The organism is Melghirimyces profundicolus, from assembly GCF_003054245.1.
Taxonomy (GTDB): Bacteria; Bacillota; Bacilli; order Thermoactinomycetales; family DSM-45169; genus Melghirimyces; species Melghirimyces profundicolus.
Genome location: NZ_QBKR01000021.1, coordinates 1 through 23,932, shown reverse-complemented (window position 1 = coordinate 23,932; position 23,932 = coordinate 1). Strand labels below are relative to the sequence as shown.

The window sequence follows — 23,932 nt, the reverse complement described above, 5'->3', positions numbered from 1 at the left end:
TTTCACCTCGCCAACATTTTTTACGGCTCGGCCGGAGAAGCGGACTGGGGGTGGGGAGGGAGGAGATGCAATCTCCCGTTCTTCACTTCGATCAGCGAGTGGCTCGCCCCGATGTCTCCGACATAGCGAAGGAGGTCAGCTTTGTCGTTTTGCATAAACCAGCGGCCCACCCGGGCTTGCTGAAGAATTTCCCCGGTCTTTTGCTGTTGTGTCCATCCGAACTCCCGAACCAGCCAAGCGGCATCATCCAGCTTCCAGCCCCGTGTATCCATCCGGGACAGGATCACGGCGGCACACAAGGTGTCTTCCAGGGAAACACGTCCTTTCGATCCCGAACAAATCAAATAAATGTCGTCGGAATCCGTTTCCGAAAGATACCGGGCCACCGACGGCGCATTTCGCAGGCAGGCGATGAGCAGCCGGGACGCGGACCGCGCTCCGGCGATGGCCCGCGTCCCGTTGGTGCTTAAAAAGACGACATCCTTCCCCTTCACCTTGTCTGGACCAAATTCATCGGGGAACGGGCCGCAATCAAAACCGTCAATCAACAACCCGTCTTCTTCCCCCCCGGTCAGCACTTGAGGCGAATCCAAAGATTGATGCAGTCGCAACGCCTCCTCCATGCTGCCGGTCGGAAATACGCGACAGGCACCGCCTTCCACAATGGCCTGCAGCGTGGTGGTGGCCAGCAACACATCGATGACCACGGCAGTGCTTCCGGACAACGCTTCCGGATCGATCTCCTCTTTTCGCAGCCATAAGCGCAATGTTTTCATCTGTCGCCGTCCGCCTCCCCTGCATTTTTGACATCCGGACGGGTTACGGTCCGGAGGCGTCGTCCGATCGGGCAAGCGTGTCGACCCCTGTACCGGAGCCACTGCCACCGAACAACCGTTGGGGATTTTTGATCAACATTTGATCCATCTGCTCCTGAGTCACTCCGAAACGTCTTAAGTCCGGGGTTTTTCCCAATTCATCGACCAAAATGGGACCCTGTACCGTGTTGACTCGATTGGTCATGGGGACCCTCCCCGTCAGCTCCGTATGACCGGATGGTCCGCTTTATTCCCGCCGGACAACTCCAGCTTGGCGATCGCCCGGCGATGCACCTCGTCGGGGCCGTCGGCAAGGCGAAGAGTACGGGCCTGGGCCCACATAAAGGCCAACGGGAAATCCTCGCTCACTCCCCCTCCTCCGTGGGCCTGAATCGCCCGATCGATCACTCGAAGGGCCATGTTGGGAGCGACCACTTTGATCATTGCGATTTCCTTTTTGGCCACCTTGTTCCCGACCGTATCCATCATGTACGCCGCTTTCAGCGTCAACAGCCGGGCTTGCTCAATCTCGATCCGGGAATCGGCGATCCATTCCCGGATCACCCCCTGATCGGCCAAAGGCTTTCCGAAGGCGACCCGTTCCTTGACCCGGCTTGCCATCAATTCCAACGCCCGCTCGGCAGCACCGATCAACCGCATACAGTGATGGATCCGTCCCGGCCCCAGCCGTCCCTGGGCGATGGCGAACCCTTTTCCTTCCCCCCAGATGATGTTGGACTTGGGCACCCGAACCTGGTCGAATCGAATTTCCGCGTGGCCGTGAGGGGCATCGTCATAGCCGAACACCGGCAGCATCCGTTCAATGTGAACCCCCGGCGTATCCAGAGGAACGAGAATCATCGAGTGCCGGGCGTGCCTGGGAGCATCCGGATTACTTTTTCCCATGACAATGGCCACTTTGCACCGTGGATCCCCGGCGCCGGAAGACCACCACTTGCGGCCGTGAACCACGTATTCGTCCCCGTCGGGCGTGATGGTTGCCTCCATATTGGTCGCATCGGAGGATGCAACCTCCGGCTCCGTCATGGAAAAACAGGAACGGATCTCACCCGCCAGCAAGGGTTTCAACCATTGTTCTTTCTGCTCTTCCGTGCCGTACCGTTCCAACACTTCCATGTTCCCCGTATCCGGAGCGGCACAATTGAACACTTCAGGTGCGATGAAGGAACGGCCCATGATTTCGCAGAGGGGGGCATATTCCAGATTGGTTAACCCGCCGCCCCATTCGCTGTCCGGCAGAAACAGGTTCCAAAGCCCCTCTTTTTTCGCCTTCGCCTTCATCTCCTCCATCACCTGAGGGACCGACCACCGACCTCCCTCCCGCAATTGCCGGGCGTAGACGCTCTCGCTGGGATAAACCACTTCTTCCATAAACGACTCCAATCGGTCCCGCAGCTCTTTCACCTTTTCCGAGTAATCGAAATTCAAAGGAAACTCCCCTTTATCATCGGGTCTTTTCGGCCTGATTCCATTTGTGCCGCTCATCCTCCTGCAGCTTCCGCCACAGGATTTTTCCGCTCCCCGTCATCGGGAGCTCATCGATAAACTGGACGATCCGCGGATATTTATAGGTGGCCAACCGCTCCTTGGACCACCGGATGATCTCCTCTTCACTGACCTTGCCGCGTTCCGGTGACTTTAAAACGATAAACGCCTTGACCGTTTCGCCCCGACGTTCATCCGGCACCCCGATGACACAGGCTTGTTTGACCGCCGGGTGCTTGTACAGCACCCCTTCCACTTCCGTCGGCCACACTTTCAGCCCCGACGCGTTGATCATCCGTTTCAACCGGTCCACGATGAAAAAATACCCCTCTTCGTCCACCTTCCCGATGTCCCCCGTTCGGAAAAAGGGGGGGCCGTCATCGATCTTCACAAAAACGTTCTCCGTTTCCGACGGCCGTCTCCAATACCCTTTGAAAACTTGCGGGCCGCGAAGAAGGATTTCCCCTTCCTCCCCGGGTCCCAGCGGTTTCAGAGTGTCCGGGTTGACCACACAGGCGTCCACATCAAAGGAGGGGATCCCCAAACATTGCAGCTTGGGCCGGTGAACGGGATTCATGTGGGTTTGAGCCATTGTCTCGCTCAAACCGTACCCTTCCACAAAGCGCAATCCCGTCTGCCTGTAAAGCTCCTCCCCCACCGCTTCGGGCAGCGGTGCACCCCCTCCCCCGACGAACTGGAGCGAGCTGCCATCCACCTCCCTCAAGTCGGGGTTGGCGAGAAAATCGACCACCATCGTACTGATCCCGGTCCAATGGGTACACCGATGGATTTGGATCAACTTCGCGGCGGTATGGCGATTCCAACGGGTCATCACGACCATGCTGCCCCCGGTAAAAATCGGCGTATTCATACTGTGCTGCATCCCTGTGACGTGGAATAGGGGCAAAGTCGCCAATGCCACGGCATTGGGGGTGAGATGATTCCAGGCAGAGGCGCCTGCCAAGGTGGCCTGCACGGTGTAATGGGTGTGCATGCAACCCTTTGGTTTGCCGGTTGTTCCCGAGGTGTACGGCAAGACCGCCAGATCCGATGACCGAGCGGTGTGAGGGCCGGGCGGACCCCCGTTTGTGAGCGCTTCCGACCAGAGGGTGACGTCGTCATCCTTCACCTTGACCCGTGGAGCGGTCACTTCCTCCGGTGGCTGAACGACCGGAGAGGGTGGGAGGTAATCCGAATAAGCGGCGACAACGATGTGCTTCAGGGAGGTTCCATTCAAGGGGGCGATCCGGTCGTACAGTTCCTGACCGACAATCGCGGCCTTCGGTTCGCAATCCTCGATGTAAAACGCAAGCTCCGACCTCACGTTCATCGGGTTTAACGGCACCACGACTGCGTTCGCCCGCAAGATCGCGTAAAAGGCGATGATAAATTGGGGAGAGTTTTGCATGAACAACAGTACCCGATCGCCCTTGGATACATGGAGCTCGTTCTGCAGGAATCCGGCCAACCGTTGCGCTTCCTCCAGCAGCCGTTGATAAGATAAAGACTGACCATAGTAATAGATCGCCGTACGGTGAGGATACCGTCGTGCCGACACAGCCAGGTTATCCCAAACCGTCGTCCGGGGGATATCCAATGAGACAGGCATACGGTCCGGCCAAAATTCAAAATGAGGATCCGCCATCACAATCCCTCCAAACCGTTTCGTACTTTACCTCTTCAACCCGGAATTTACGGACAAAATCACTCCAACTTGAAAAGTCTTCCATACGCTCCTCTTGTTTTGATAATATACCTACCGGTTAGTATTTAATTTTATCATGATATGTCTGACTATTTCAAATGATTTTCCGGCTGCAACGGAAAAGCCGGCTCCTCAGAGCCGGCTTCTGTCTCTTTATCTTACTGCGATCTAATGTTAAAACGCATGACCAAGATCCTCTTCTTTCAGACAGGCATCATAATAAGACGTGAACTTACTTTTCCGGACTCCGATCTCGAGGTTGACGGCGGGCACCCTTCCAGAGCTGGAGGAAACGGCGGCCGAAGTCAATCAGGGAGAAGTCGCCTTCCACTTGGTCATAATAGGCTTGTTTCACCTGTTCGATGAGAGAAATGGGGATTTTCCGTCCCTCGATCCAGGGATAAAACAGGCGGTACCCCTGGACCAGATGATCCCAGCGCCCGTCATTGCCGGGCTTGAGGTATTCCGAGACGTCCAGCAGTTTGACATGCCCGTCCTGCAACAGCACGTTCTTCAGATGGATGTCCCGGGGATTGAGGCCCCGGCTGCGGACATAGTCCCGCGCCTCATCCACCTCCCGAATGACGTTCTCCGGGATGGGAATTCCCTCGATGAGGCAGTCATAAAGGGTGGGACCTTTCTCATAGCTCAGGACGAGAAAATGGTCCTCCATTCCGAAACAGACGGGAAAATAGTCGGATTGACCCAACCGCCGGTACACAGTGTATTCGTCCAACCGCGCCTTTTCCCGTCCGGCGGCATACCGTTTGAAAACCACCCCGGGATGGGAGGAATGGCGGACGACCACCGCATCGGTCCCCGTCCCGATCTCCTCCAAGCCGTCGGGAAGGTATCGGACAGTGACCGGTTGGTTGCCGGGGTTGGATTCAATCTCAATCTGTTCGATCAGCGGATTGACCGACTTCCAAAACATGGGGTTCCCCCTCTGTATGTAAAAAAGCCCTCACCCAGGAAAACACGATGTCTGTCATACCGGTGCTCTGGAGACATGCCTCTATGGGAGGAAGGTTCGGTTCGACACCACTATACTTTGCGCGTTCTTTCCTGTCAATGAACCGAGGGAGGAGGGACCGGCAGAAAAGGATCCCTTATGAATCCTGTTAACATAATCGCCCAACATTTTTGATGGGAATAGTCTGGAAAGACTTCTTGGATGATAAAAGGCAGCCTTATTCTTCCTCTATGTATACATGCTGTTCAATGTAATTACGGTTCTGTGTAAAAATGGGGATCTGATCATCCACAACCCAACGATAACGTGTCACATCAACTTCTTCACCGTTTTTTGTCTGCACCGATGGGATCGTCATCATTCCCCCGGTGACCGTCCTCCCAACCGCTTGCGCAACCCTTTGGAGAGACGCCTCCCTTTTTTCCTCATCCAATGAACGAAATCGGCTGACATAGCCGATAAATCGATCAGTTCGAGAATCCCGACGATCACACGAACCATCCATTTCACTCCCACCCAGACCAGCTCCAGCAATTCAAGCAGGGCGCTCATCCGTTTTCTCCTTATCTTTTAATCAGGACTCCCCGTCCCGTTTCCATTCCATTGTCTGATTCATGTGTTGATTTCGCTTCCGGCGGTACTGTCGGCAACGGTTCACCCACCGCTCCGCCATCGCCGGATTGGAGGCGAAGTGAAGGTGGGTGTACCCGGCGATCAGATTCGCCCTCACATATCCTTCCCGCTCCGGCCCCGCCCAGCCTCCTTCGCAGTTGTAGGCATGGGGGAACGGACGGGTGATCGGCGTCAGCGTGGAATACCGGAACTGGTGGCCGCGTGCCTTTTCCCCTTTTTTCAGCAAGGGGGAATCCGTCAGCGCCTGCACTTCCCGGTAACCCAGGGCGGTCAACCGGGATTGCATGCGGACCTCCGCGGGGATCACCCCCGCCATGGGATATCGGTGCCCTTCGGAGTCCACGATCTCCCGGCAGAGATACATATATCCGCCGCACTCCGCATAGACGGGCATTCCCCGTTTCACCGCCTCCCTGAAGGAGCGCTTCACTTCTTCCCCCGCGGCCAAATCCGCCGCATGGATTTCGGGAAACCCTCCGCCGAGCCACACACCGTCCGCCTCCAACGGAACCGGCTCACCGGCCAGGGGGCTGAACTCCACCCATTCCGCCCCGGCCAAACGAAGCAGATCGAGGTTTTCGGGATAGTAAAAATGGAAGGCGGCGTCACGGGCCACCGCTACCGTGGGTTTTTCTTCCGCCTCCGGCCATTCTTGGAACACCGGCCGGGGGGGCATGTGGAGCGACGGGGCTTCACGGGCCAACCGGAGGATTTCTTCCAGATCGACTCCTTCTTCCAAAAGGTCGCCCAGTCCTTCATAAAGCGCTTCGTTCGGCCCTTCCGCCGCGGTTACCAAACCCAGATGCCGTTCGGGGATGCTGATTTCCGCATCCTCCCGCAGCCATCCCACCACCGGGATTCCGCACGCCCCTTCCACCGCGGTTTTAAGCAACCGGAAATGGCCTTCCCCGCCGACCCGGTTGACAATCACCCCCGCCACGCGAACCCCCGGCCGGAAGTTCTGAAACCCCCGAACCACCGCGGCGGCGCTGCGGGCCATCCCCCCCGCATCCACCACCAGGAGAACGGGGCATGTCAACCGCTCGGCCACCTGGGCCGTGCTGCCTTCGTCGCTGTCGGGCGCCCGTCCGTCAAAAAGCCCCATCACCCCTTCCACGATGGAAAGGTCCGCCCCTTCGCCGCCCCGGAAAAACACTTCCTCCATGACCGATTCAGGCATCATCCAGGTGTCCAGGTTCCGGGAAGGGCGTCCCGTCACAGCAGTATGGTGACCCGGATCGATATAATCCGGGCCCACCTTGAAACCCTGCACGGTAAGCCCCCGTTTTTTGAATGCAACCAGCAAACCCAGGGTCAGCGTCGTCTTTCCCGCCCCGGATTCGGTGCCGGCGATGACGATCCTCGGTCGATGCATGGTTTTTTCCTCCTTCCACCTTCTCAAATTCGGGGAAATCAACGCCGACTCCTCCGACACATGCTCCCCTGTTTGATGACATAACTTTAGAAGAGAGGCGGCTTTCCTGATTACTCCTCCCCTTGCAGGGGAAAAGAGGGATAAGACCGTGAAAGACGAATGTTACCATAAAGGAGGAACCCAAAGTGAAAGACTGGGTGAAAAAAGGGTTTGCCGCCGGGCTCGGCCTGGCCGTCGTCAGCAAGGAACGGGCGGAAAAGACGATGAAAGACTTGGTGAAACGCGGGGAAATGACCCCCAACGCCTCCCGGGAAGTCCTGGACAAACTGGTCGCCAAGGGCGAACAGGAACAGGAGCAACTGGACCACTTTCTCCGGGAGCGGATCAGAAAAGTCCTGAACGAAATGGAGATCGCGACCCGGGAGGAGATGGATCAGCTGAAACAACACATTCGAATGCTGGAGACCCGTTTGGACCGGGTGGAAACCCGAAACCGCCCCCAGGAAGAGGGTGAAACGTCCTGACCTCACTTCCCATCCCAGATGGCATGTAAGGAGTGTCCTCAATCATGTTCGGCAAAAAGATTAGAAACCTCAACCGGTACCGGGAGATCGTCTACACCTTCGCCCGGCACGGTTTCGGATATCTGTTGGAGGAGATGGGACTTTTCACAAAACTGTCCCTTCCCAAAAGCCCCACCGAGACGGGTGCGATCCATCAGGACCCCGCTTCGGTGGGCAAACATATCCGGGAGGCGCTGGAGAGCCTGGGCCCGGCCTTCGTCAAGCTCGGTCAGGTGGCCAGCACCCGCTCCGACCTCCTGCCCGAAAAAGTGATCGCTGAGTTAAACAAACTTCACGATGAGGTATCCGCTCTCCCTTTTCAAGAAATCCGGAAAGTGCTGGAACAGGAGATGGGGGATTACACCCGGTACTTTGCGGAATTTGATGAAGAGGCCATCGCCGCCGCCTCGATCGGCCAAGTCCACCGGGCGGTGTTACATAACGGGGAAACCGTGGCCGTCAAAATCCAACGGCCTGGAATTGCCGGTCACGTCCAGCGAGACCTTTCCATCCTGAAAGAGTTGGCGACCCTTGCAGAACAGCGCTTGGATTGGGGTGAACAGTATCAGGTCGGCAAACTGGTGGACGAGCTGGCAAAGGCCGTCCGTCAGGAACTGGATTTCACCGCCGAGGCACGCCACATGGAAAAGGTGAAAAACGGGTTCGGAGAAGAAGACCCGGTTCACATCCCTGAGGTGTACTGGGATCTGACCACCCACCGGATCCTGACGATGGAATACATCCACGGCATCCGGTTGACCCGGCTGGAGGATCTGAAGGAAGCCGGCCTGTCTCCCGAAATCGTGGCGGAACGGTTGGTCCAGGCCGTATTCCGCCAGATTCTGATAGAAGGGTTTTTCCACGGAGATCCCCACCCGGGAAATCTGTTCGCTCTTCCGGGAAACCGAATCGCTTTTGTCGACTTCGGTCTGGTCGGCAGGCTCACTCCGGAAATGCAACGTCACTTTTCTTCCATGATTATCGCCATGATACACCAGGATACCGACGCGGCCGTCCGGGCAATGCTCCGGATGGGGATGGTGCCCGAAGATGTGGACCGGGAAGCCTTCTGGCTCGACGTGGACGACCTGCGCGAAAAATATTACAACGTCGCCCTCTCCGACATCAGCCTCGGGGAAGCCGTCCATGATTTGTTTGATCTCGCTTTCCGATACCGGATCCGCATCCCGCCCGATCTGACCCTCCTCGGGAAAACCCTCCTCTCCCTGGAAGGCATCGTGAAAAAGCTGGACCCGGATATCAATGTCACCCGGATTACGCGTCCCTTCGGGGAACAATTGTTAAAAGAGCGGTTCAACCCGAAGCGGCTCGCCCGGGAAACCTGGAGAAACATCTATGACCTCGGAGAAACTTTGATCGAGCTGCCGAAACACCTGCTCCAAATAGCGGAAAATCTTCAAAAGGGAAAAGTTCAGGTGGACGTGGGGGTGCCCCGGCTGAACCTCTTCCTCCGAAAACTGGACCAGATTGTCAACCGTCTCTCCTACAGCATTGTACTGCTTTCATTCAGTATCATCATGTGCGGTTTGATCATCGGATCTTCCCTCACCCGGCAACAGACCCTCCTGTGGAAAGTGCCCGCCATCGAGATCGGTTTTTTGATTGCGGTGTTTATGCTGATGTGGCTGATCTATTCCATCTTCAAATCGGGACGGCTGTAGCCTCCTTCAACAGCGAAGGTTCCGGCACCGAATGCCGGAACCTTCTTTTTTACACCCGGAGGAGGACATGGGAAACAGGCGGCTGAGATTCATGAACTAAAAACGGCCGGCAACAATCATCGTCCGGGCGGTAGATGTCCCACACCCGACTTTCGTCCAGTTCCTCCGGTTTTCCGTCAAACACCAACCTCCCGTTCCGGATCCCGACGATCCGGGTGGCCACCCGGCGGGCCATGTGCACATCGTGGAGGTTGAGGATGGTGGTCATTTTCTCATGGCGGTGGATCTCCTTCAAAAGTCTCAGGATCGCATCCGCCGTGACGGGATCCAGACTGGCCACCGGCTCATCCCCCAGAAGCAGTTTTGGCCTTTGAACCAGCACCCGGGCAATCGCCACCCGCTGTTGTTGTCCGCCGCTCAAACCGTCGGCCCGCTGCCGGGCAAGATGGCCGATACCGACCCGGTGCAGCGCTTCCCGAGCCGTCTCAACCACCTCCGGGGGAAACGTTCCTGTGAGACTCCGCCAGAGGGGGAGATGGTGAAACCGGCCCACCATGACATTGGTCAGTACATCCAGACGGGAGATCAGCTGAAACTGCTGAAAAATCATTCCCATGCCGGCCCGAAGTTTCAAAAGCTCCTCTTTTTTCGCCCGGGTCACGCTCTCGCCCTTCCATCGAACCTCCCCCGACGTCGGCCGGATCAAACCGTTCGCGCACCGGATCAGGGTGGATTTTCCAGCTCCACTCCGACCGAGCAGCACCACAAATTCCCCTTCCTCCACGGTCAGTGAGAAATCCTGAAGAGCGGGAGGATCTGCTTTTCCGTATCGTTTGGTCAAATCGATGAATTGCAACATCTCAGATCACCTTTGCACGGAAGAAGGCACCAAGGATATCCAGAAGCCAGATCAAAACCATGATCGCCAGAATGTCGACCGCCATGGCCGCATATTCGAAGGTCTTGAAATGGAGGAACAACACATCCCCGATTCCTCCGGCTCCGATGGCTCCGAAGAGGAGGGAAGACCGGACCCCCACTTCCAACCGGTAAAAGTAATGGGACAGGATGTTGGGAAAGATTTGGGGAACAATTCCGTAGAGCGCCACCAGCACATCCCGGGCCCCCGTGGAAGCGACGGCCTCCCGGGGGCCGGGATCGGCCGCTTCCACCAGTTCCGCCAACAGTTTGCCCAACACCGCCACATTGTGAAGGAAAATCGCCACAATCACGGTCAAGGGTTCCAGTCCGAAAGTGGGAACAAAAATCAACGCCAGCACCAGTTCGGGAATGGAGCGGAGTAACGTGAGAAACGAACGAACCCCGTTACAGACCACAGGACCGGGAGAAGTGTTCCGGGCCGCGAGAAAAGACAGGGGCAAGGCGACTGCCAATCCCGCCACCGTTCCCAAAAACGCCATTTCAACGGTGATCAGGGTTTCCTCCAGGGTATGGTCTGCCATGGAGAAATCCAGCGGCCACATTCCCGACAAAAAGTCAAAGGAATTTCCAATGTCCGTAACATCCCCAAAATGAAGTTCCGCATCCCATGCACTGAAGACGACGGCCACCAAAATCAGCACCGACGCCGGAACCGCTTTTTTCCTCAACGGACCCATCTCATTTCCCGCCTTACTCGATCTCCAGTCGACCGGCTTCCTTTGCCGCCCGTCGGATGGATTCATAGTCGCTGTTCTCTGCTTGGGTAAACCCGCTCGCACCGAAGACGTTCAGGATTTTCGGGTCCTTGATGGAAAGGAAGGTCTTTCTCAGCTTGTTCACCGTTGGACCGTCCACATCCTTCCGGACCGCCCAGGGATACTGGAACAGTGGTTCCGACTTCCAGATGACCCGGACTTTGTCCTTGTCCACCTTTCCGCTTTCGACCAGCTGGTTGAAGATCGCGCTGTCGATGGCTCCGACGTCATACTTTCCGTTCTGGATGGAGAGGGCCGTCACATCATGGGAACCGGTATAGGTGATCCCTTTGAAATCATGCTCCTGCTCGTTTTCGAATACCCCCTGTTTCTTCAATGCCATTCCGGGAATGAGGGAACCCGAAGTGGAGTTGGGATCCCCGAAGGCAAACCGGATCTTTTTGCTGTTTTCCGCCACTTCTTCGATCGAATCCAGCCCGGACTCCTTCGGCACGATGAGATAGGAATGGTAGTAAGGCTTCCCGTCGATCAACTGGGTGACCACCGCATGGACTCCCGTGGTCTCACGGGCTTGGACGAAAGTGAGAGGCCCCAGAAAAGCCATGTCCATTTTCTTGTATTTCAGGGCTTCCACCACGCCCTGATAATCGGAATAGATCTTGATTTCCACCGGTTTCTCCAGTCCCTCGGCCAACCTCTCTTCCAAACGCTCCATCGCCTGTTTCATGTTTCCCTCGTTTTGGGCGGGAATCACCCCCACTTTGAAAGGCTCCGCTTCCTTTCCGCACCCGATCGCCGTGAGGAGCCATGCAAAAGCAGATATCCACAGCAATGCACGTTTCCAATGCATTCGGGATTCCTCCCTGTTCATCGTGATTCCTTGGTTGATGGAGACATGCTGAGCGGTTTCACCCTTCAGCTGCTCTCCGCGAGATACCGGTCGAACCAGCGAAGAATTTCCTCATCCCTCTTCTTCGGGTGGCTGTAGAGGTAATGGCTGCCTCCCGGCACGAGGACCAAGCGGTGTTCATAACCGAGCTTCGACAACGCTTCAGCCAGCCGTTCCGAATGCTCGGGACGAACCGTTCGGTCATTCAGTCCATGCATTAACAAAAGGGGCACTTTCAGTTTTCCGGGCCATTCCACCGCAGAACGCTCCTTGTACTCCTCCGCATCCAGCAATGGATCTCCCACCAGCTTGTTTAAGGGGTTTCGGAAAACGTCCCCGCTCTGTTCGTACAGAGCGGTCAGGTCCGACACTCCTCCGATGACGGCCGCGGCCCGTACCTCCGCGCCCTGCTTGATCGCCAGATAGGTCATCATCCCTCCGCGCGAAAAACCGAGCATGACTTTTTGGTTCCGGTCCACGTAGGGCAGGCCGTCCACCAAAGGGATCAGGTTGAGCACATCCCGGACATCCTTGCCGGCCAAGTCCGGGAGACCGCCTCCCCCGTCGACTCCCCGGTACTGGGAAGCCGCCACCACATATCCGTTGGATGCCAGCTTGGCGATATGTTTGAGGGTGATCTTCCGGATTTTACTGGTTTCGATGATACCGCCGCGGTTGTAAATGATGGCCGGGATCCGCCCTTTCACATGGCGGGGTTTCGAAAGGAATCCCACCACCTGAGCCCCGTCGCTGAGGTAGCGAATCCGGTACAAATCCACCTTCTTCCCGTAGGGGGAGGGAACGGCAAGCTTCTCTCTCCTGATGATTTTCCCGTTCGTGCTGTGGAAAGAGTTCCGATCTTTCTTTCCTCCGACCGCGTTTTCCCCCACCTGAGGCTGAACCAGCCTGTCGGATTCCGCTTGTTGTGCCGAGCCCTCCCCAAATATCCAACTGGAGGTGACAACTCCCAGAAACAAAAAAACAACCCATCCGATGATTGCGCCTTTCAATGCGTTCCCCCGCTTTCCTGCTGTCGAAGGGGACGGCCGGGTCATTCCCGCCGCCTGGAGATCGCTCATGAAATCATAATATATACATGGTAAATTGACATACCTGAAAATACAACCAAACTGATGAATTACTCATATCGGCTTATGAAACTTCTCCATTATACCGGTTTTTCATGTTTCCCGTTTTTTTCTTTCCATTCCGACATCTTTTGCGTTATTCTTTATATATAATGAAACCTTCCCTCTTCCCCCGGAAGGTGGCTTGACGCCCTTTCCAGAAGCGTGTCTTGCCGCCGGTCAGGGGGAAATCGGTTTCCACACCTGACTCTCCGGATATCCCGATACCGATGGAACCCGGGCCCCATCGGCCGGAGGAGGCACTGAGCGGTGGTTCCCGGACTCCGCTCACTGCTTCCACGCCGGCAGCGGTGAAACAGCCGGACGAATTTCGCCGTTACCCTGTTCGGCAATCGTTTCATCCAACCCCAAACCGGGGATTAAACATTTACAAAAAGGCACCTGAAAAAAGAGAAATCATGAGCTGGATACAAAAGTGGGGTATGACCTATCAAGCAGTCACGGTATGAACACGTGAAAAGAAAAAAAAGAAAGAAACTGTGGCTCCGGGTCCTTCTCCTGTGCATGGCGGGGATTATCGGCGCTTCCAGTTATTTTATCTACCAGGTCTGGGGAGCCGTTGACCAGTCCTATGACCCTCTCAACCGCCAAAAATCGGAAATGCGGCAGGAAGAGGTCACGATGAAGGATCCTTTCACGGTGATGTTTGTCGGTACCGACGTCCGGAATGCGGACACACAAAACTGGCGTGCCGATGTGATCATGATCGCGGCCGTCAACCCGGAAAAGAAATCGATCGAATTGCTCAGCATCCCCCGGGACACCCTGACCGAAATCCAAAACAGCAACGGGGTGAAAACCAAAATCAACGCCGCTCCCTATTACGGCATCCAATCCGGTGTCGGCCCGATGACCAACACGGTCTCCACCGTGGAGCATTTTCTCAATATCCCCATCGATTACTACGTAAAAGTCAACTTCAACGGATTCATTGACGTGGTGGATGCCGTCGGCGGAGTGGATGTCAATGTCCCCTTTGATTTCTCCGTCCGTCTTTTCAACAAAATGCAGTACTACGAGAAAGGACCCGCCCACTTGGACGGCATGCGCGCCCTGGGTTATGTTCGGATGCGGAAATCGGACCCCCGCGGCGACCTCGGACGCAACATGCGTCAACGGGAAGTGATCCAGGCGGTGATGGACGAAGCTGTCAGCATCAAATCCGTGACCAAAATCGACGACATCCTGAAATCGGTGGGCAACAATGTGACCCACAACATGCAGATCGACCAGCTTCTCGCCCTTCAGAACATCTACCGCAAAATCCCCAAAGATCACTTGGAAACACTGAAAATGAACGGGGAAAACAGCAACAACAACCCGAGGGGCATCTGGTATTACATCGTCTCCGATCAGGAGCGCCTCCGTCTCAGCAACATCATCCGGAAACAGCTGGAACTTCCCACCCAAACCCTGGACGGTCGCCCCTACGACCCGCCTGAAACCCAGGAGCCCGACCCAAACACGGAAACCGCCCCCGATCCAAGCGGCACGGGAACCCAGGACGGATCCCCCGCACCGGGGCAGGCACCGGCCGACACGACCGGAAGCACAACCGAAAACGGGAACGAATGAACACCCCAAAGCCGCCTCCGCCTTTCCCATGGGAGGTGGCTTTTCCATTTCAAGCCGGCGGCAAAAAGCGCCCGTAGGAGCGGGCGCTTTTTGCCGCCGGTATAAAATGGACTCCCCGGTTTTACATTAATCGGAAACCGATTGTAAAAGGAGGACCTCCATGGGTGAACGAAACGTCATCGCATTTTTCCGAACGGAACCGCAGGCCAAGAAAGCGGTCCGACAACTGAAGGCACAAGGGTTTGACACGGTGGAACTTTCCCGCTTTTCCCTGAGCCCCAAAGAAGACGGCAGCGATTTGGACAACCCGATCGCCGAACCCCCCTCTTCCCTCTCCACTGTGACGGGGGCACCGGTGACCGGCCACGATCCGGGAATTCTGAAGGCCGTCGACATCCATTCCAGCGGCATGGCCGACGGAAGCGATGAATTCGGGGCGGAGGATCTGTCGGTCACCGTGATCACAGACGAGGGGCGCTTCGAAGAAGCGGAAAAGATTCTGGAACAAATGGGCGGCCGTTTATGATCGGCGCGCAACCCCAAAACCGCTTCCCATTCCGAGGGGAAGCGGTTTGTTCATGGGACGGTCTCATCCTTCCTGCCGGGGCTCTGCGGGATCGCAAGGAGGGGACTGGGTGTGGGAGGAAGCGGCCAATTTGGTCAGATAATAGCACTCCTCCCGGAACATGTGGTCCGCCATCAAGGGAGTCAGCACGCCCAACACTTCCTTGTTCAACCGGAACTCTTCCAACTCCTGTAAAAAGTTCTGGAACAACGCCATTTCCAGTTCCACTTCCCGGTGAAAGCGGCGCAGAGCCGGAAAATCCGCGAGGCAGGTGCGCAGATAGCCGGCCAGCTCCACGGCTTTCAGGTAAAACGCTTCAAAGTGTTGGGTGAACCGGTCGCTTTTCTTCTTCCAGCTCTTCTCCACAAAGTCCAGGTTCCCGGCGAGCGCCGAAGAGTGGCCATAGGCATCCTGAAGCCAGAGGAGATGATGGTGAACGGGATGTTCCCGGGGCGGAACTTCCCCCCGGCAGAGAAAAGACAACAACCGGAGGTATTCCTCCACCTCGTTCACCATGTGGTTCAGGAAGGACGGACTGAGGGAGATCCCGATTGAAGCGGTCAGATGCGCTTTGACAAGGGAAAGCTTAAACTCCCGGATCCCCTCTGCCGCCTGCTTGGCTTCTCCCGTGAGGGAACGGACGGCTTTCGGATCCGTTACGGGTCGTCGGGCGTTTTCCAGCAGTCCGTCAAAAGCGGTCACATACCCTTTGGCCCTCCGGATCGCCTCCTTCTCTCCCGGTGCCAGGGAGTCCCGGATAAACCGGGCATGGTCCCCCAGGACCTGCAGCCAAAACCGATGTTCAAACAAAGCCGCCGCCACATATTCCACCCGCACCATTCCTCCCTCGGTATCATCTTTATTTCAGATTATGAAGGGAGGGGACGGGACATGAAAGAAACAGGGGAACCATCGGTTCCGTCGCTTCCACCACTAAAAGCGTTGTGATTTTTTATTGTTAGACTCAGAAGAAAGGGAAGCGTTTACCCGAAGTAGCGACTTTGCTGTCCTGCCCAGCGGAGAATCCGCCTGCAAGGGCGTTCAGGGGCAAAGGCTTCTCTGTGTTGCATCCGAAGGCGTTTGCCCCTGCCTGCAGCAGGATGATTCGGAGCGGACAGTGCATACATCCCTGCAGGACAGCAAAGCGAGACCGGGGAGAAGCGACCCCAGGCGAGACTTGTACTCTGTGAGTGCATAGCGAGACCGGGGAGAGAAGCGACCCCAGGCGAGACTTGTACTCTGTGAGTGCAACCGGAGCGGCTTCGGGTAAATGCCGCCGTTCACTTTTTCACAATACTTCTAAAATAAACTCAGTTGCACCGGCGCTTCTCCGGTTGCCGGTTTTTGTCCGGACAGGGAAGACCGAGGCCCTTCCTGTTCTTCTTGGGGCGGAATGCGGGTGGGGAGCCCCGCCTCTTCCGCCAGCCGCCCCACCCGCTCCAGCAGGGCGCTCCGATAATCCTCCGGAGCTCTGGCCCCATCTTGGTACAAGCGGACCAACGAAGGATAAACCCCGGGAAAAGCCGGGTGCATCTGCCGGAAAAACCAGCTTTTCACTTCCGGGCGCAGACGGAGGACGGACGGAACCACAAAACGCGCTTCGTGTTCCGCAGCCGCTTCCACCAGCGACTTCAGCTGGACTTCCGAATCGGTCAAATACGGCAGGATCGGAGCCAGGAAGACACCCGCCGGCACCCCGGCCCGGTTCAGCTCCCGGACGGTCTTCAGGCGTTGTCGGGGATGGGGAGAAGAGGGCTCCGTCTTTTTCCAGATCGTTTCATCCAGGGTACTGATGCTGACATTGACCGAAGTGACCTTCATTTTTTGAAGAAGATCCAGATCCCTCAGAATCAACGGGGAACGGGTGGTGATCCCGCAGGGGATCCCGAATTCCCGAAGCACCTCCAGGATGGACCGGGTGATCCCGAGTTTCCCCTCCAGCTGTTGGTACGGGTCGGTCGCCGTCCCGATGGCGATGCCCCCTCCCTTCCACTTCCCCCGCTTCAATTCGGACCGGAGAACGCTTGCGGCATCCCGTTTGACATAGATATTGTTCCGAAAACTGTCGTCGGCATGGAATCCCAACCAGACGTGCGTAGCCCGGGCATAACAAAAATGACACCCGTGTCCGCACCCCCGGTAGGGGTTGATCGACCACTTAAACGGCATCCGCTTATCCGTCACGCGGTTCAGGACCGACTTCGGCCTGGCCGGGAACCAGCGGTCCGGCTGTTGACCGTTTTTCACCCTCACCACCTCACCGATCGGAACATTTGTTCCATCATATCACAGATCCATCCCCCCTGCCTATGGAAGTGATCCGTACCCCCTTTTAATCAGAGCACAAATGAAATATTATGAATATAAACAATTTTACCAGAAGCGTTTGTGATTTCATGTTCGTTTCGAGAAAAGGGGAAGCGTTTACCCAAAACAGCGACTTTGCTGTCCTGCCCGGCGGAGAATCAGCCTGCAAGGGCGTTCAGGGGCAAAAGCTTCTCTGTGTGGCATCCGAAGGCGTTTTGCCCCTGCCCGAAGCAGGATGATTCGGAGCGGACAGTGCCTGCATCTCTGCAGGACAGCATAGCGAGACCGGGGAGCGCAAGCGACCCAGGCGAGACTTGTGCTCTGTGAGTGCAGCCGGAGCGACTTTGGGTAAATGCTGCCGCTCACTTTTTCACAACGCTTCTGGTTACTCGGAAGCCTGTTTCCCCCGTCCCCCTTACACATGGGCGGGGGGCTCTGGAGGGGGCCTCCAAAAATCAAAAAGGCAACAGGAGGATTTCCATGGAAAACCTGCGCTATCCGATCGGCCGTTTCGACCTTTCCAGACAGAAGGAATCCGTCGATTGGCACATCTGGATGCTGTCGGAAACACCCAACCGCCTGCGGGATGCCGTCTCCGGACTTACACCTGAGCAACTGAACACACCTTACCGTCCGGGGGGATGGACAGTCCGACAGGTCGTCCACCATTTGCCGGACAGCCACCTGAACGGCTATCTTCGCTTCAAACTGGCCTTGACGGAGAACCGGCCCACCATCCAACCTTACAATCAGGACCGCTGGGCGAAACTTTCCGATACAGCGGACATACCGGTGGAGGTATCCGTCCAATTTTTGGATACCCTTCACCAGCGTTGGGTGGGGCTGTTGCAAACCATGCGCCCGGAACAATTCCAAAAAGGATATGTCCATCCCGACGAGGGTTTCCTGTCTTTGGAAAAAGCCCTGCGTCACTATTCCTGGCACAGCCGGCATCACCTGGCCCAGATCCTCACCCTCCGGGAACGGATGAACTGGTGAAAAGGATCCTTCCGTTTTTCGCGAAAAAATAAAAAAATATAAACCAATCCGACCACTCTTCTTCAAACCTTTTCCTTTATTTCAGGGTTTTTCAACGGATACCAGATGAAGATAGATACGTTCCATTATGATGGATAAAATTTTGGAACAATATTGTCGGTTTCTCGTGATCAGGGTAAACGGAAAGCAGTCAGATCGGATTCTGACACCCTGGAAACACGACACCTTTTTCGCCCACCCCGATTGTGGGCTCTTTTTTTAGATGGCATCATTCATAACATTTCGACATAGAAACCCGAACTTGCGGGATTCGGAAAGTTTGCTACAATGGCAACAATATATCTTTTCACCGGGACCTACTTTTTCGAGCCCCGGGACCAACGAAGAGGTGAGATGTTTGAAACCGCGCACGTTGTTTGAAAAAGTGTGGGACCGTCATGTGATCGATCAGGAAAAGGGAAAACCGGCCATTCTGTACATCGACCTGCACCTGATTCATGAAGTGACCTCACCTCAGGCGTTTGAGGGCTTGAGGTTGAACGGCCGAAAGGTTCGTCGGCCGGATCTGACCGTGGCCACCATGGACCACAATGTACCCACCGCCAACCGGAACCTTCCCGTCACGGACGGCACTTCCGCCAAACAGATGGACACGCTGGCCCAAAACTGCCGGGATTTCGGGATCCGATTGTACGATCTCCATGATCCGGGTCAGGGAATCGTCCACGTGATCGGACCGGAGCTGGGGCTGACACTCCCGGGTAAAACCATCGTTTGCGGGGACAGTCACACTTCCACCCACGGTGCCTTCGGCTCGCTGGCCTTCGGGATTGGGACCAGCGAAGTGGAACACGTGCTCGCCACTCAATGCCTGCAACAACTGAAACCGGATACCATGGAGGTTCACGTGAAAGGGAGCCTCCCACCCGGTGTCACCGCCAAAGACGTCATCCTTGCCCTCATTGCCAAGATCGGTACCGACGGAGCGACGGGTACAGTCATCGAATACACCGGAGAAGCGATCCGCAACATGAGCATGGAAGAGCGGATGACCGTCTGCAACATGTCGATTGAGGCCGGAGCAAGAGCCGGTATGGTTGCCCCCGATGAAACCACCTTCCGGTACCTGGAAGGACGACCCTTTGCTCCCAAAGGGGAGGCCTTCGAACGGGCCAAAGAAGACTGGTTGGAACTCCGAACCGACGAAGGAGCGGTATACGACCGGCGGGTGGAACTGGATGCGTCCCAAATCGCTCCGCAGGTCACTTGGGGGACCAGCCCCGGGATGGGAACAGCGGTCACCGGACGGGTGCCGGACCCCGAATCCTTCCCCACGGAGACGGAGAAAAAATCAGCCAAACGCGCTCTGGAGTATATGGGACTCACCCCGGGCACACCCATGACCGAAATTCCATTGGACCGGGTGTTCATCGGTTCCTGCACCAATGCCCGGCTGGAAGATCTGCGCGCTGCCGCCCGTGTGGTGAAAGGCCGGAAAGTGAACCCCAGGGTGCGGGCCATGGTGGTCCCCGGCTCCCAACAGGTGAAGAGACAAGCGGAGAACGAAGGCCTCGACCGGGTGTTCCTGGACGCGGGCTTTGAATGGCGGGAATCGGGCTGCAGCATGTGTCTCGCGATGAACGATGACACCTTGAAGGAAGGGGAACGGTGCGCATCCACCTCCAACCGTAATTTTGAAGGGCGCCAGGGTCGGGGAGGACGCACCCATCTGGTCAGTCCGATGATGGCGGCGGCAGCGGCGATTGAAGGACATTTCGTCGATCTCCGGAACTGGAATCCGGAAGACTGAGGAGGGAAACAATATGGAAGCTTTCACCAAGCACACCGGGAAAGTGGTGCCCCTGGACCGGGCCAACGTGGACACCGATCAGATTATCCCCAAACAGTTCCTGAAGCGGGTGGAGCGAACCGGGTTCGGCCAGTACCTCTTCTATAACTGGCGTTTTGACATGAATGGAAACCCGGATCCGGAGTTTGAACTCAACCGGGAGGAATACGCCGGCGGTACCATCCTCCTCACCCGAACCAACTTCGGTTGCGGATCCTCCCGGGAACACGCCCCCTGGGCCCTGTTGGACTTCGGTTTCCGGGTGGTGATCGCTCCCACCTTTGCCGACATTTTTTATAACAACTGTTTCAAAAACGGAATCCTCCCCATCCGGTTGCCGGAAAAGACGGTGGACACGCTGTTTCAACGGATCGAAACCAAGGAGACCCGGACTCTTACCGTCGATCTGGAAGAGACCCGGATCAGTGACGGAAACGGCTTCACCACTGATTTTGAGGTGGAACCTTACCGCCGTTACTGCCTCCTGAACGGACTGGACGACATCGCCATCACCCTGCAAAAGGAAGAACAGATCCACTCATACGAAGAAAACATCCCGCAATATTACCGGATCGAAAAGGAGCAAGGGGTTTGACCCCACTACAAGCGTTGTGATTGATGTTCAGGCTCAGAAGAAGGGAAGCGTTTACCCGAAATAGCGACTTTGCTGTCCTGCCCGGCGGAGAATCAGCCAGCAAAGGCGTTCAGGGGCAAAAGCTTCTCTGTGTTGCATCCGCAGGCGTTTGCCCCTGCCCGCAGCAGGATGATTCGGAGCGGACAGTGCCTCCTACATCTCTGCAGGACAGCATAGCGAGACCGGGGAGCGCAAGCGACCCAGGCGAGACTTGTGCTCTGTGAGTGCATAGCGAGACCGGGAGTGAAGCGACCCAGGCGAGACTTGTGCTCTGTGAGTGCAACCGGAGCGGCTTCGGGTAAATGCCGCCGCTCACTTTTTCACAATACTTCCAGACCACCGATGAAGGTGGTCTTTTTTAAACGGAAGGCTCTTTCCCCGATGCATGGTTTAAAACCTCCTGGACAGGTTATAAAAAAACAAACGAAATCACGGAGGTCCTGCCCCCATGATTCAGGCAACCCCAACCCTCCACCGTCCCCGGTGCTGGAGCGAATATGATCGTCTGAAACGGGTGATCCTCTGCCCTCCCCGCTTTTTGGAAATCCGGGAAGTGATCAACCGTACCCAACGCCATTTCGCCAAAGAGAATATCGACCGATCACGGGCGGAACGGCAACACCGCAACCTGGTCAATGTATTAAGGGACCACCATATCGAGGTCATCCTGTTGGATCCCGACTCCCGCTATCCCGACCAGGTGTTTACCCGGGACATCGGCTTTACACTGGGACCCCGCCTCTTTGTCTCCCGGATGGAAGAGCCGGTCCGTCAAGGGGAGGAAAACCTCTTGAAAGCCTGGCTGGAACGGGAGGAGATCCCATATACGGAGGTTTCCGCCGGCAGCATTGAAGGAGGCGACGTCATCATCGACCGGGATACGGTCTACATCGGGGACAGCGGTCGAACCGCCCGAAGGGCCATCGCTGAAATCCGTCGCGCGCTGCCCCATATGAACGTGATCAGCCTTCCATTTCCCGAGAAATACCTTCACTTGGATTGTGTGTTCAATCCCCTTTCCCACCGGGAAGCGCTGATCTACCCCCCGGCCTTTTATCCGAGCGATCTCGCCCGGCTGTCCTCCCGATACAGTCTGATCGAAGTGACCGCAGAAGAGCAGTTCCGGTTGGGGACCAATGTATTGTCCATCGGTAACCGGACGGTCCTCAGTCAGCCGATCAACCCCGAGCTCAACACCCGCCTTCGCCGACACGGGTTTACCGTGATTGAAGTGGACCTTTCGGAAATCATCAAATCCGGCGGTGCTTTCCGTTGTTGCACCCTCCCCTTGTTGCGGGAGTGAAACACCTCCACCTTGGAATATGGGGGAGACGGCCGGATGGAATCGAGCGTCTCTCTTTTTTTAAACGAAAACGGCCAGAACTTCGGGATCGTCGTTGATCCCTTTCAGCACCGGGGTTTGGTTGACCAGTATGACGCCGGCTCGTTGAAGGACGTCAATCGCCCGATAGGCTTCATCCGTCAGTTCCCGGGGGTGGTTGAAGTGGGCCATGACATGGATTCGCGCACCACCCAATCACGAAGGCTAAGCGGGGATCTACCCTGCGACTGCTGTGTTCCATTGCGACTGCTGTGTTACATTGGGTAAAATCCCGAAACCCCTTGTTACAACTGCGGCAGTACCCCTTTGATTCCTCAAGGAACCCCATCCAAGGGGTTCCTTATCTATTGTGAATCGGCCATTTGCCGTTGCTTTTCTCAGTTGCCTCTCATATTTCATATAGCGAACCGTTTTTAAATAGGGGGAGTGACTATTGAAGAATCTGAACCACCAAGTCCACGATGATTTGCATGAACACCCATTTGAAGTTGACATTTATACGCACGAACCATCGGGTTTTCTTCATGCGCATCGATATCGGGGAATGACCTCTTTTGACGTTGGACATCGGCATCGATTGGCGGGGATCACAGCTCCAGCCGCTAATCTTGACCATCATGTCCATGAATACCGGGGAACCACCACGTTTGATGATGGCCATGTCCACCATTTCCACGGGATCACTGGTCCTCCCATTCCGTTACCCAACGGAAGCCACTATCACGAAATACAAGGGACCACAACAACCGCGGGAGACACGCCCCATACCCATCACTACAAAGGCGTGGCAAGGTAAAAAGGGTTCCATAATGAAGTGGGCATTTCACCTTATTCTGAATCGGTGAAATGGGAATGGGCGTTATGGATAAAAAACGCAAAACCCGTTCCCAGATGCCGGGCTTTACGATAATTGGTCTGTAGAGTGAGTGAAAACACGTTGCTGTTTACCTGACAATGAATACTCCCTCCCTCAAGAAAATAAGAGGAAACTCATATATTCTCTTCGAATCTCGGTTTTTTGAGGAAGCATTCCTGTAGGTGGGGTCCTCGTTTACCTGGAATGTATAAGCCCACAGGATAGGACTGGGTGTCCCCATGCTCCCACTGACGGAAAGAAAACGGGTGATTCCCAACACAGGAAAGGGGCCATCGTCCTTTGAATCCCCTACATTTCAAAATGGGACGCCACGCAACGACCGTTTTTGCCTTGTATCTCCCCTCGTGGACAGGATGAATAACCCTGCCGATCTTCAACCCTCGGTGTGGCGCGCTTCGATGGATGCGTTCAAATCTTTCACGAGCTCCGTCAGTGCGTCCCCAACGGCAATCTTATAGAGCGGATCATCCACATCCGCGGGAATTCCCTGTTCCTCAGAACCGGCGTCGTCTCCGGCCAGATCCGTACGATCTCCGATACGGACATGTCATATTGAATCATACGATCCCTCCTTTCCGGTTGTCGATTGCGCCAGACTCCATCTTCCTTCTAAAATTCCCTCCGGCGGTGGGATCATGAGTCCGGTACGGGATATTTTTTATGGTTCCGAGTCAACTCTTCGTTGATTGAAAAAGAGAAACGACCGATTCTCCCTAGAAGAGTTTTGAAAAAGTGAGCGGCAGCATTTACCCAAAGCCGCTCCGGCTGCACTCACAGAGCACAAGTCTCGCCTGGGTCGCTTGCGCTCCCCGGTCTCGCTATGCTGTCCTGCAGAGA

The 23,932-nt window shown here is 55.9% G+C and carries 24 protein-coding genes; 9 read left to right on the top strand and 15 right to left on the bottom strand.

The genetic code is table 11. The features are described from left to right. Positions 1-20: 20 nt before the first annotated feature. The 7 genes from C8P63_RS13920 to C8P63_RS13890 all read right to left on the bottom strand — a co-directional run bounded on the left by C8P63_RS13920 (position 21) and on the right by C8P63_RS13890 (position 7,007). On the bottom strand, positions 21-776 hold the full coding sequence (locus C8P63_RS13920) for a 2-phosphosulfolactate phosphatase (RefSeq protein ID WP_108025258.1): 756 nt from the start codon (positions 774-776) through the stop codon (positions 21-23). 43 nt (positions 777-819) lie between these two features. Continuing rightward, entirely contained in the window at positions 820-1,020 is a 201-nt protein-coding gene (locus C8P63_RS13915; RefSeq protein WP_108025256.1) for a hypothetical protein, read from the bottom strand. Positions 1,021-1,034: 14 nt separating this feature from the next. Next, complete coding sequence (locus tag C8P63_RS13910) at positions 1,035-2,264, bottom strand: acyl-CoA dehydrogenase (protein ID WP_108025254.1); 1,230 nt, start codon at positions 2,262-2,264, stop codon at positions 1,035-1,037. A 16-nt stretch (positions 2,265-2,280) separates the two neighbouring features. Then, positions 2,281-3,966 carry a long-chain fatty acid--CoA ligase gene (locus tag C8P63_RS13905; RefSeq protein WP_108025252.1) on the bottom strand — a complete coding sequence of 562 codons (1,686 nt, stop codon included), beginning with the start codon at positions 3,964-3,966 and terminating at the stop codon, positions 2,281-2,283. A 292-nt stretch (positions 3,967-4,258) separates the two neighbouring features. After that, positions 4,259-4,960 (bottom strand): serine/threonine-protein kinase, encoded by a 702-nt coding sequence (locus C8P63_RS13900; RefSeq protein ID WP_108025250.1) that lies wholly within the window; start codon positions 4,958-4,960, stop codon positions 4,259-4,261. A gap of 396 nt (positions 4,961-5,356) precedes the next feature. Further along, entirely contained in the window at positions 5,357-5,551 is a 195-nt protein-coding gene (locus C8P63_RS13895) for a hypothetical protein (RefSeq protein ID WP_108025248.1), read from the bottom strand. Between the two features lie 22 nt (positions 5,552-5,573). Beyond that, positions 5,574-7,007, bottom strand: coding sequence for a cobyrinic acid a,c-diamide synthase CobB (locus C8P63_RS13890; protein WP_108025309.1), 1,434 nt, complete (start codon positions 7,005-7,007; stop codon positions 5,574-5,576). Between the two features lie 185 nt (positions 7,008-7,192). Here C8P63_RS13890 and C8P63_RS13885 point away from each other — a divergent pair, with 185 nt between their 5' ends. Together C8P63_RS13885 and C8P63_RS13880 are read left to right on the top strand one after the other, a co-directional pair. Then, positions 7,193-7,531: a phasin family protein gene (locus tag C8P63_RS13885; RefSeq protein ID WP_108025245.1), complete on the top strand. Its 339-nt coding sequence runs from the start codon at positions 7,193-7,195 to the stop codon at positions 7,529-7,531. 44 nt (positions 7,532-7,575) lie between these two features. Beyond that, positions 7,576-9,252 (top strand): ABC1 kinase family protein, encoded by a 1,677-nt coding sequence (locus tag C8P63_RS13880; protein ID WP_108025243.1) that lies wholly within the window; start codon positions 7,576-7,578, stop codon positions 9,250-9,252. Between the two features lie 49 nt (positions 9,253-9,301). Here C8P63_RS13880 and phnC read toward each other — a convergent pair whose 3' ends face one another. From phnC to C8P63_RS13860, 4 genes are all read right to left on the bottom strand, one after another. Then, entirely contained in the window at positions 9,302-10,111 is an 810-nt protein-coding gene (phnC, locus tag C8P63_RS13875) for a phosphonate ABC transporter ATP-binding protein (RefSeq protein ID WP_108025241.1), read from the bottom strand. A 1-nt stretch (position 10,112) separates the two neighbouring features. Next, entirely contained in the window at positions 10,113-10,871 is a 759-nt protein-coding gene (gene phnE / locus C8P63_RS13870) for a phosphonate ABC transporter, permease protein PhnE (protein ID WP_108025239.1), read from the bottom strand. Positions 10,872-10,884: 13 nt separating this feature from the next. Next, positions 10,885-11,760 (bottom strand): phosphate/phosphite/phosphonate ABC transporter substrate-binding protein, encoded by an 876-nt coding sequence (gene phnD / locus C8P63_RS13865; RefSeq protein WP_108025237.1) that lies wholly within the window; start codon positions 11,758-11,760, stop codon positions 10,885-10,887. Positions 11,761-11,825: 65 nt separating this feature from the next. Beyond that, entirely contained in the window at positions 11,826-12,809 is a 984-nt protein-coding gene (locus C8P63_RS13860; protein WP_170109663.1) for an alpha/beta hydrolase family protein, read from the bottom strand. A 591-nt stretch (positions 12,810-13,400) separates the two neighbouring features. Here C8P63_RS13860 and C8P63_RS13855 point away from each other — a divergent pair. Next, entirely contained in the window at positions 13,401-14,522 is a 1,122-nt protein-coding gene (locus C8P63_RS13855; protein WP_108025233.1) for an LCP family glycopolymer transferase, read from the top strand. A gap of 160 nt (positions 14,523-14,682) precedes the next feature. After that, complete coding sequence (locus C8P63_RS13850) at positions 14,683-15,048, top strand: hypothetical protein (protein ID WP_108025231.1); 366 nt, start codon at positions 14,683-14,685, stop codon at positions 15,046-15,048. A gap of 63 nt (positions 15,049-15,111) precedes the next feature. On the opposite strand, the gene C8P63_RS13845 is transcribed toward C8P63_RS13850, so the two are convergent. Beyond that, positions 15,112-15,927, bottom strand: a complete 816-nt coding sequence (locus C8P63_RS13845; protein WP_108025229.1) for a DUF2935 domain-containing protein — start codon at positions 15,925-15,927, stop codon at positions 15,112-15,114. Positions 15,928-16,386: 459 nt separating this feature from the next. Then, positions 16,387-17,334 carry an SPL family radical SAM protein gene (locus tag C8P63_RS13840; protein WP_108025227.1) on the bottom strand — a complete coding sequence of 316 codons (948 nt, stop codon included), beginning with the start codon at positions 17,332-17,334 and terminating at the stop codon, positions 16,387-16,389. Positions 17,335-17,874: 540 nt separating this feature from the next. Between C8P63_RS13840 and C8P63_RS13835 the strand changes: the two genes are divergently transcribed. The 4 genes from C8P63_RS13835 (at position 17,875) to C8P63_RS13820 (ending at position 22,179) form a co-directional block, all read left to right on the top strand. After that, positions 17,875-18,393, top strand: a complete 519-nt coding sequence (locus tag C8P63_RS13835) for a YfiT family bacillithiol transferase (RefSeq protein ID WP_108025225.1) — start codon at positions 17,875-17,877, stop codon at positions 18,391-18,393. A gap of 397 nt (positions 18,394-18,790) precedes the next feature. Then, positions 18,791-20,203: a 3-isopropylmalate dehydratase large subunit gene (leuC, locus tag C8P63_RS13830; RefSeq protein ID WP_108025223.1), complete on the top strand. Its 1,413-nt coding sequence runs from the start codon at positions 18,791-18,793 to the stop codon at positions 20,201-20,203. Between the two features lie 13 nt (positions 20,204-20,216). Beyond that, positions 20,217-20,837, top strand: coding sequence for a 3-isopropylmalate dehydratase small subunit (gene leuD / locus C8P63_RS13825; RefSeq protein ID WP_108025221.1), 621 nt, complete (start codon positions 20,217-20,219; stop codon positions 20,835-20,837). Positions 20,838-21,324: 487 nt separating this feature from the next. Then, positions 21,325-22,179, top strand: coding sequence for a dimethylarginine dimethylaminohydrolase family protein (locus C8P63_RS13820; protein WP_108025219.1), 855 nt, complete (start codon positions 21,325-21,327; stop codon positions 22,177-22,179). Positions 22,180-22,239: 60 nt separating this feature from the next. Here C8P63_RS13820 and C8P63_RS19185 read toward each other — a convergent pair whose 3' ends face one another. After that, positions 22,240-22,389: a hypothetical protein gene (locus C8P63_RS19185; RefSeq protein ID WP_170109662.1), complete on the bottom strand. Its 150-nt coding sequence runs from the start codon at positions 22,387-22,389 to the stop codon at positions 22,240-22,242. 259 nt (positions 22,390-22,648) lie between these two features. Continuing rightward, a complete protein-coding gene (locus C8P63_RS19605) occupies positions 22,649-22,894 on the bottom strand; it encodes a hypothetical protein (RefSeq protein ID WP_245920923.1) in 246 nt (81 codons plus the stop codon). Between C8P63_RS19605 and C8P63_RS13815 the strand changes: the two genes are divergently transcribed. Continuing rightward, positions 22,796-23,014, top strand: a complete 219-nt coding sequence (locus C8P63_RS13815) for a YmaF family protein (protein ID WP_245920922.1) — start codon at positions 22,796-22,798, stop codon at positions 23,012-23,014. The two genes, C8P63_RS19605 and C8P63_RS13815, sit on opposite strands and share 99 nt — an antisense overlap. The last annotated feature ends 918 nt before the right edge of the window (positions 23,015-23,932 follow it).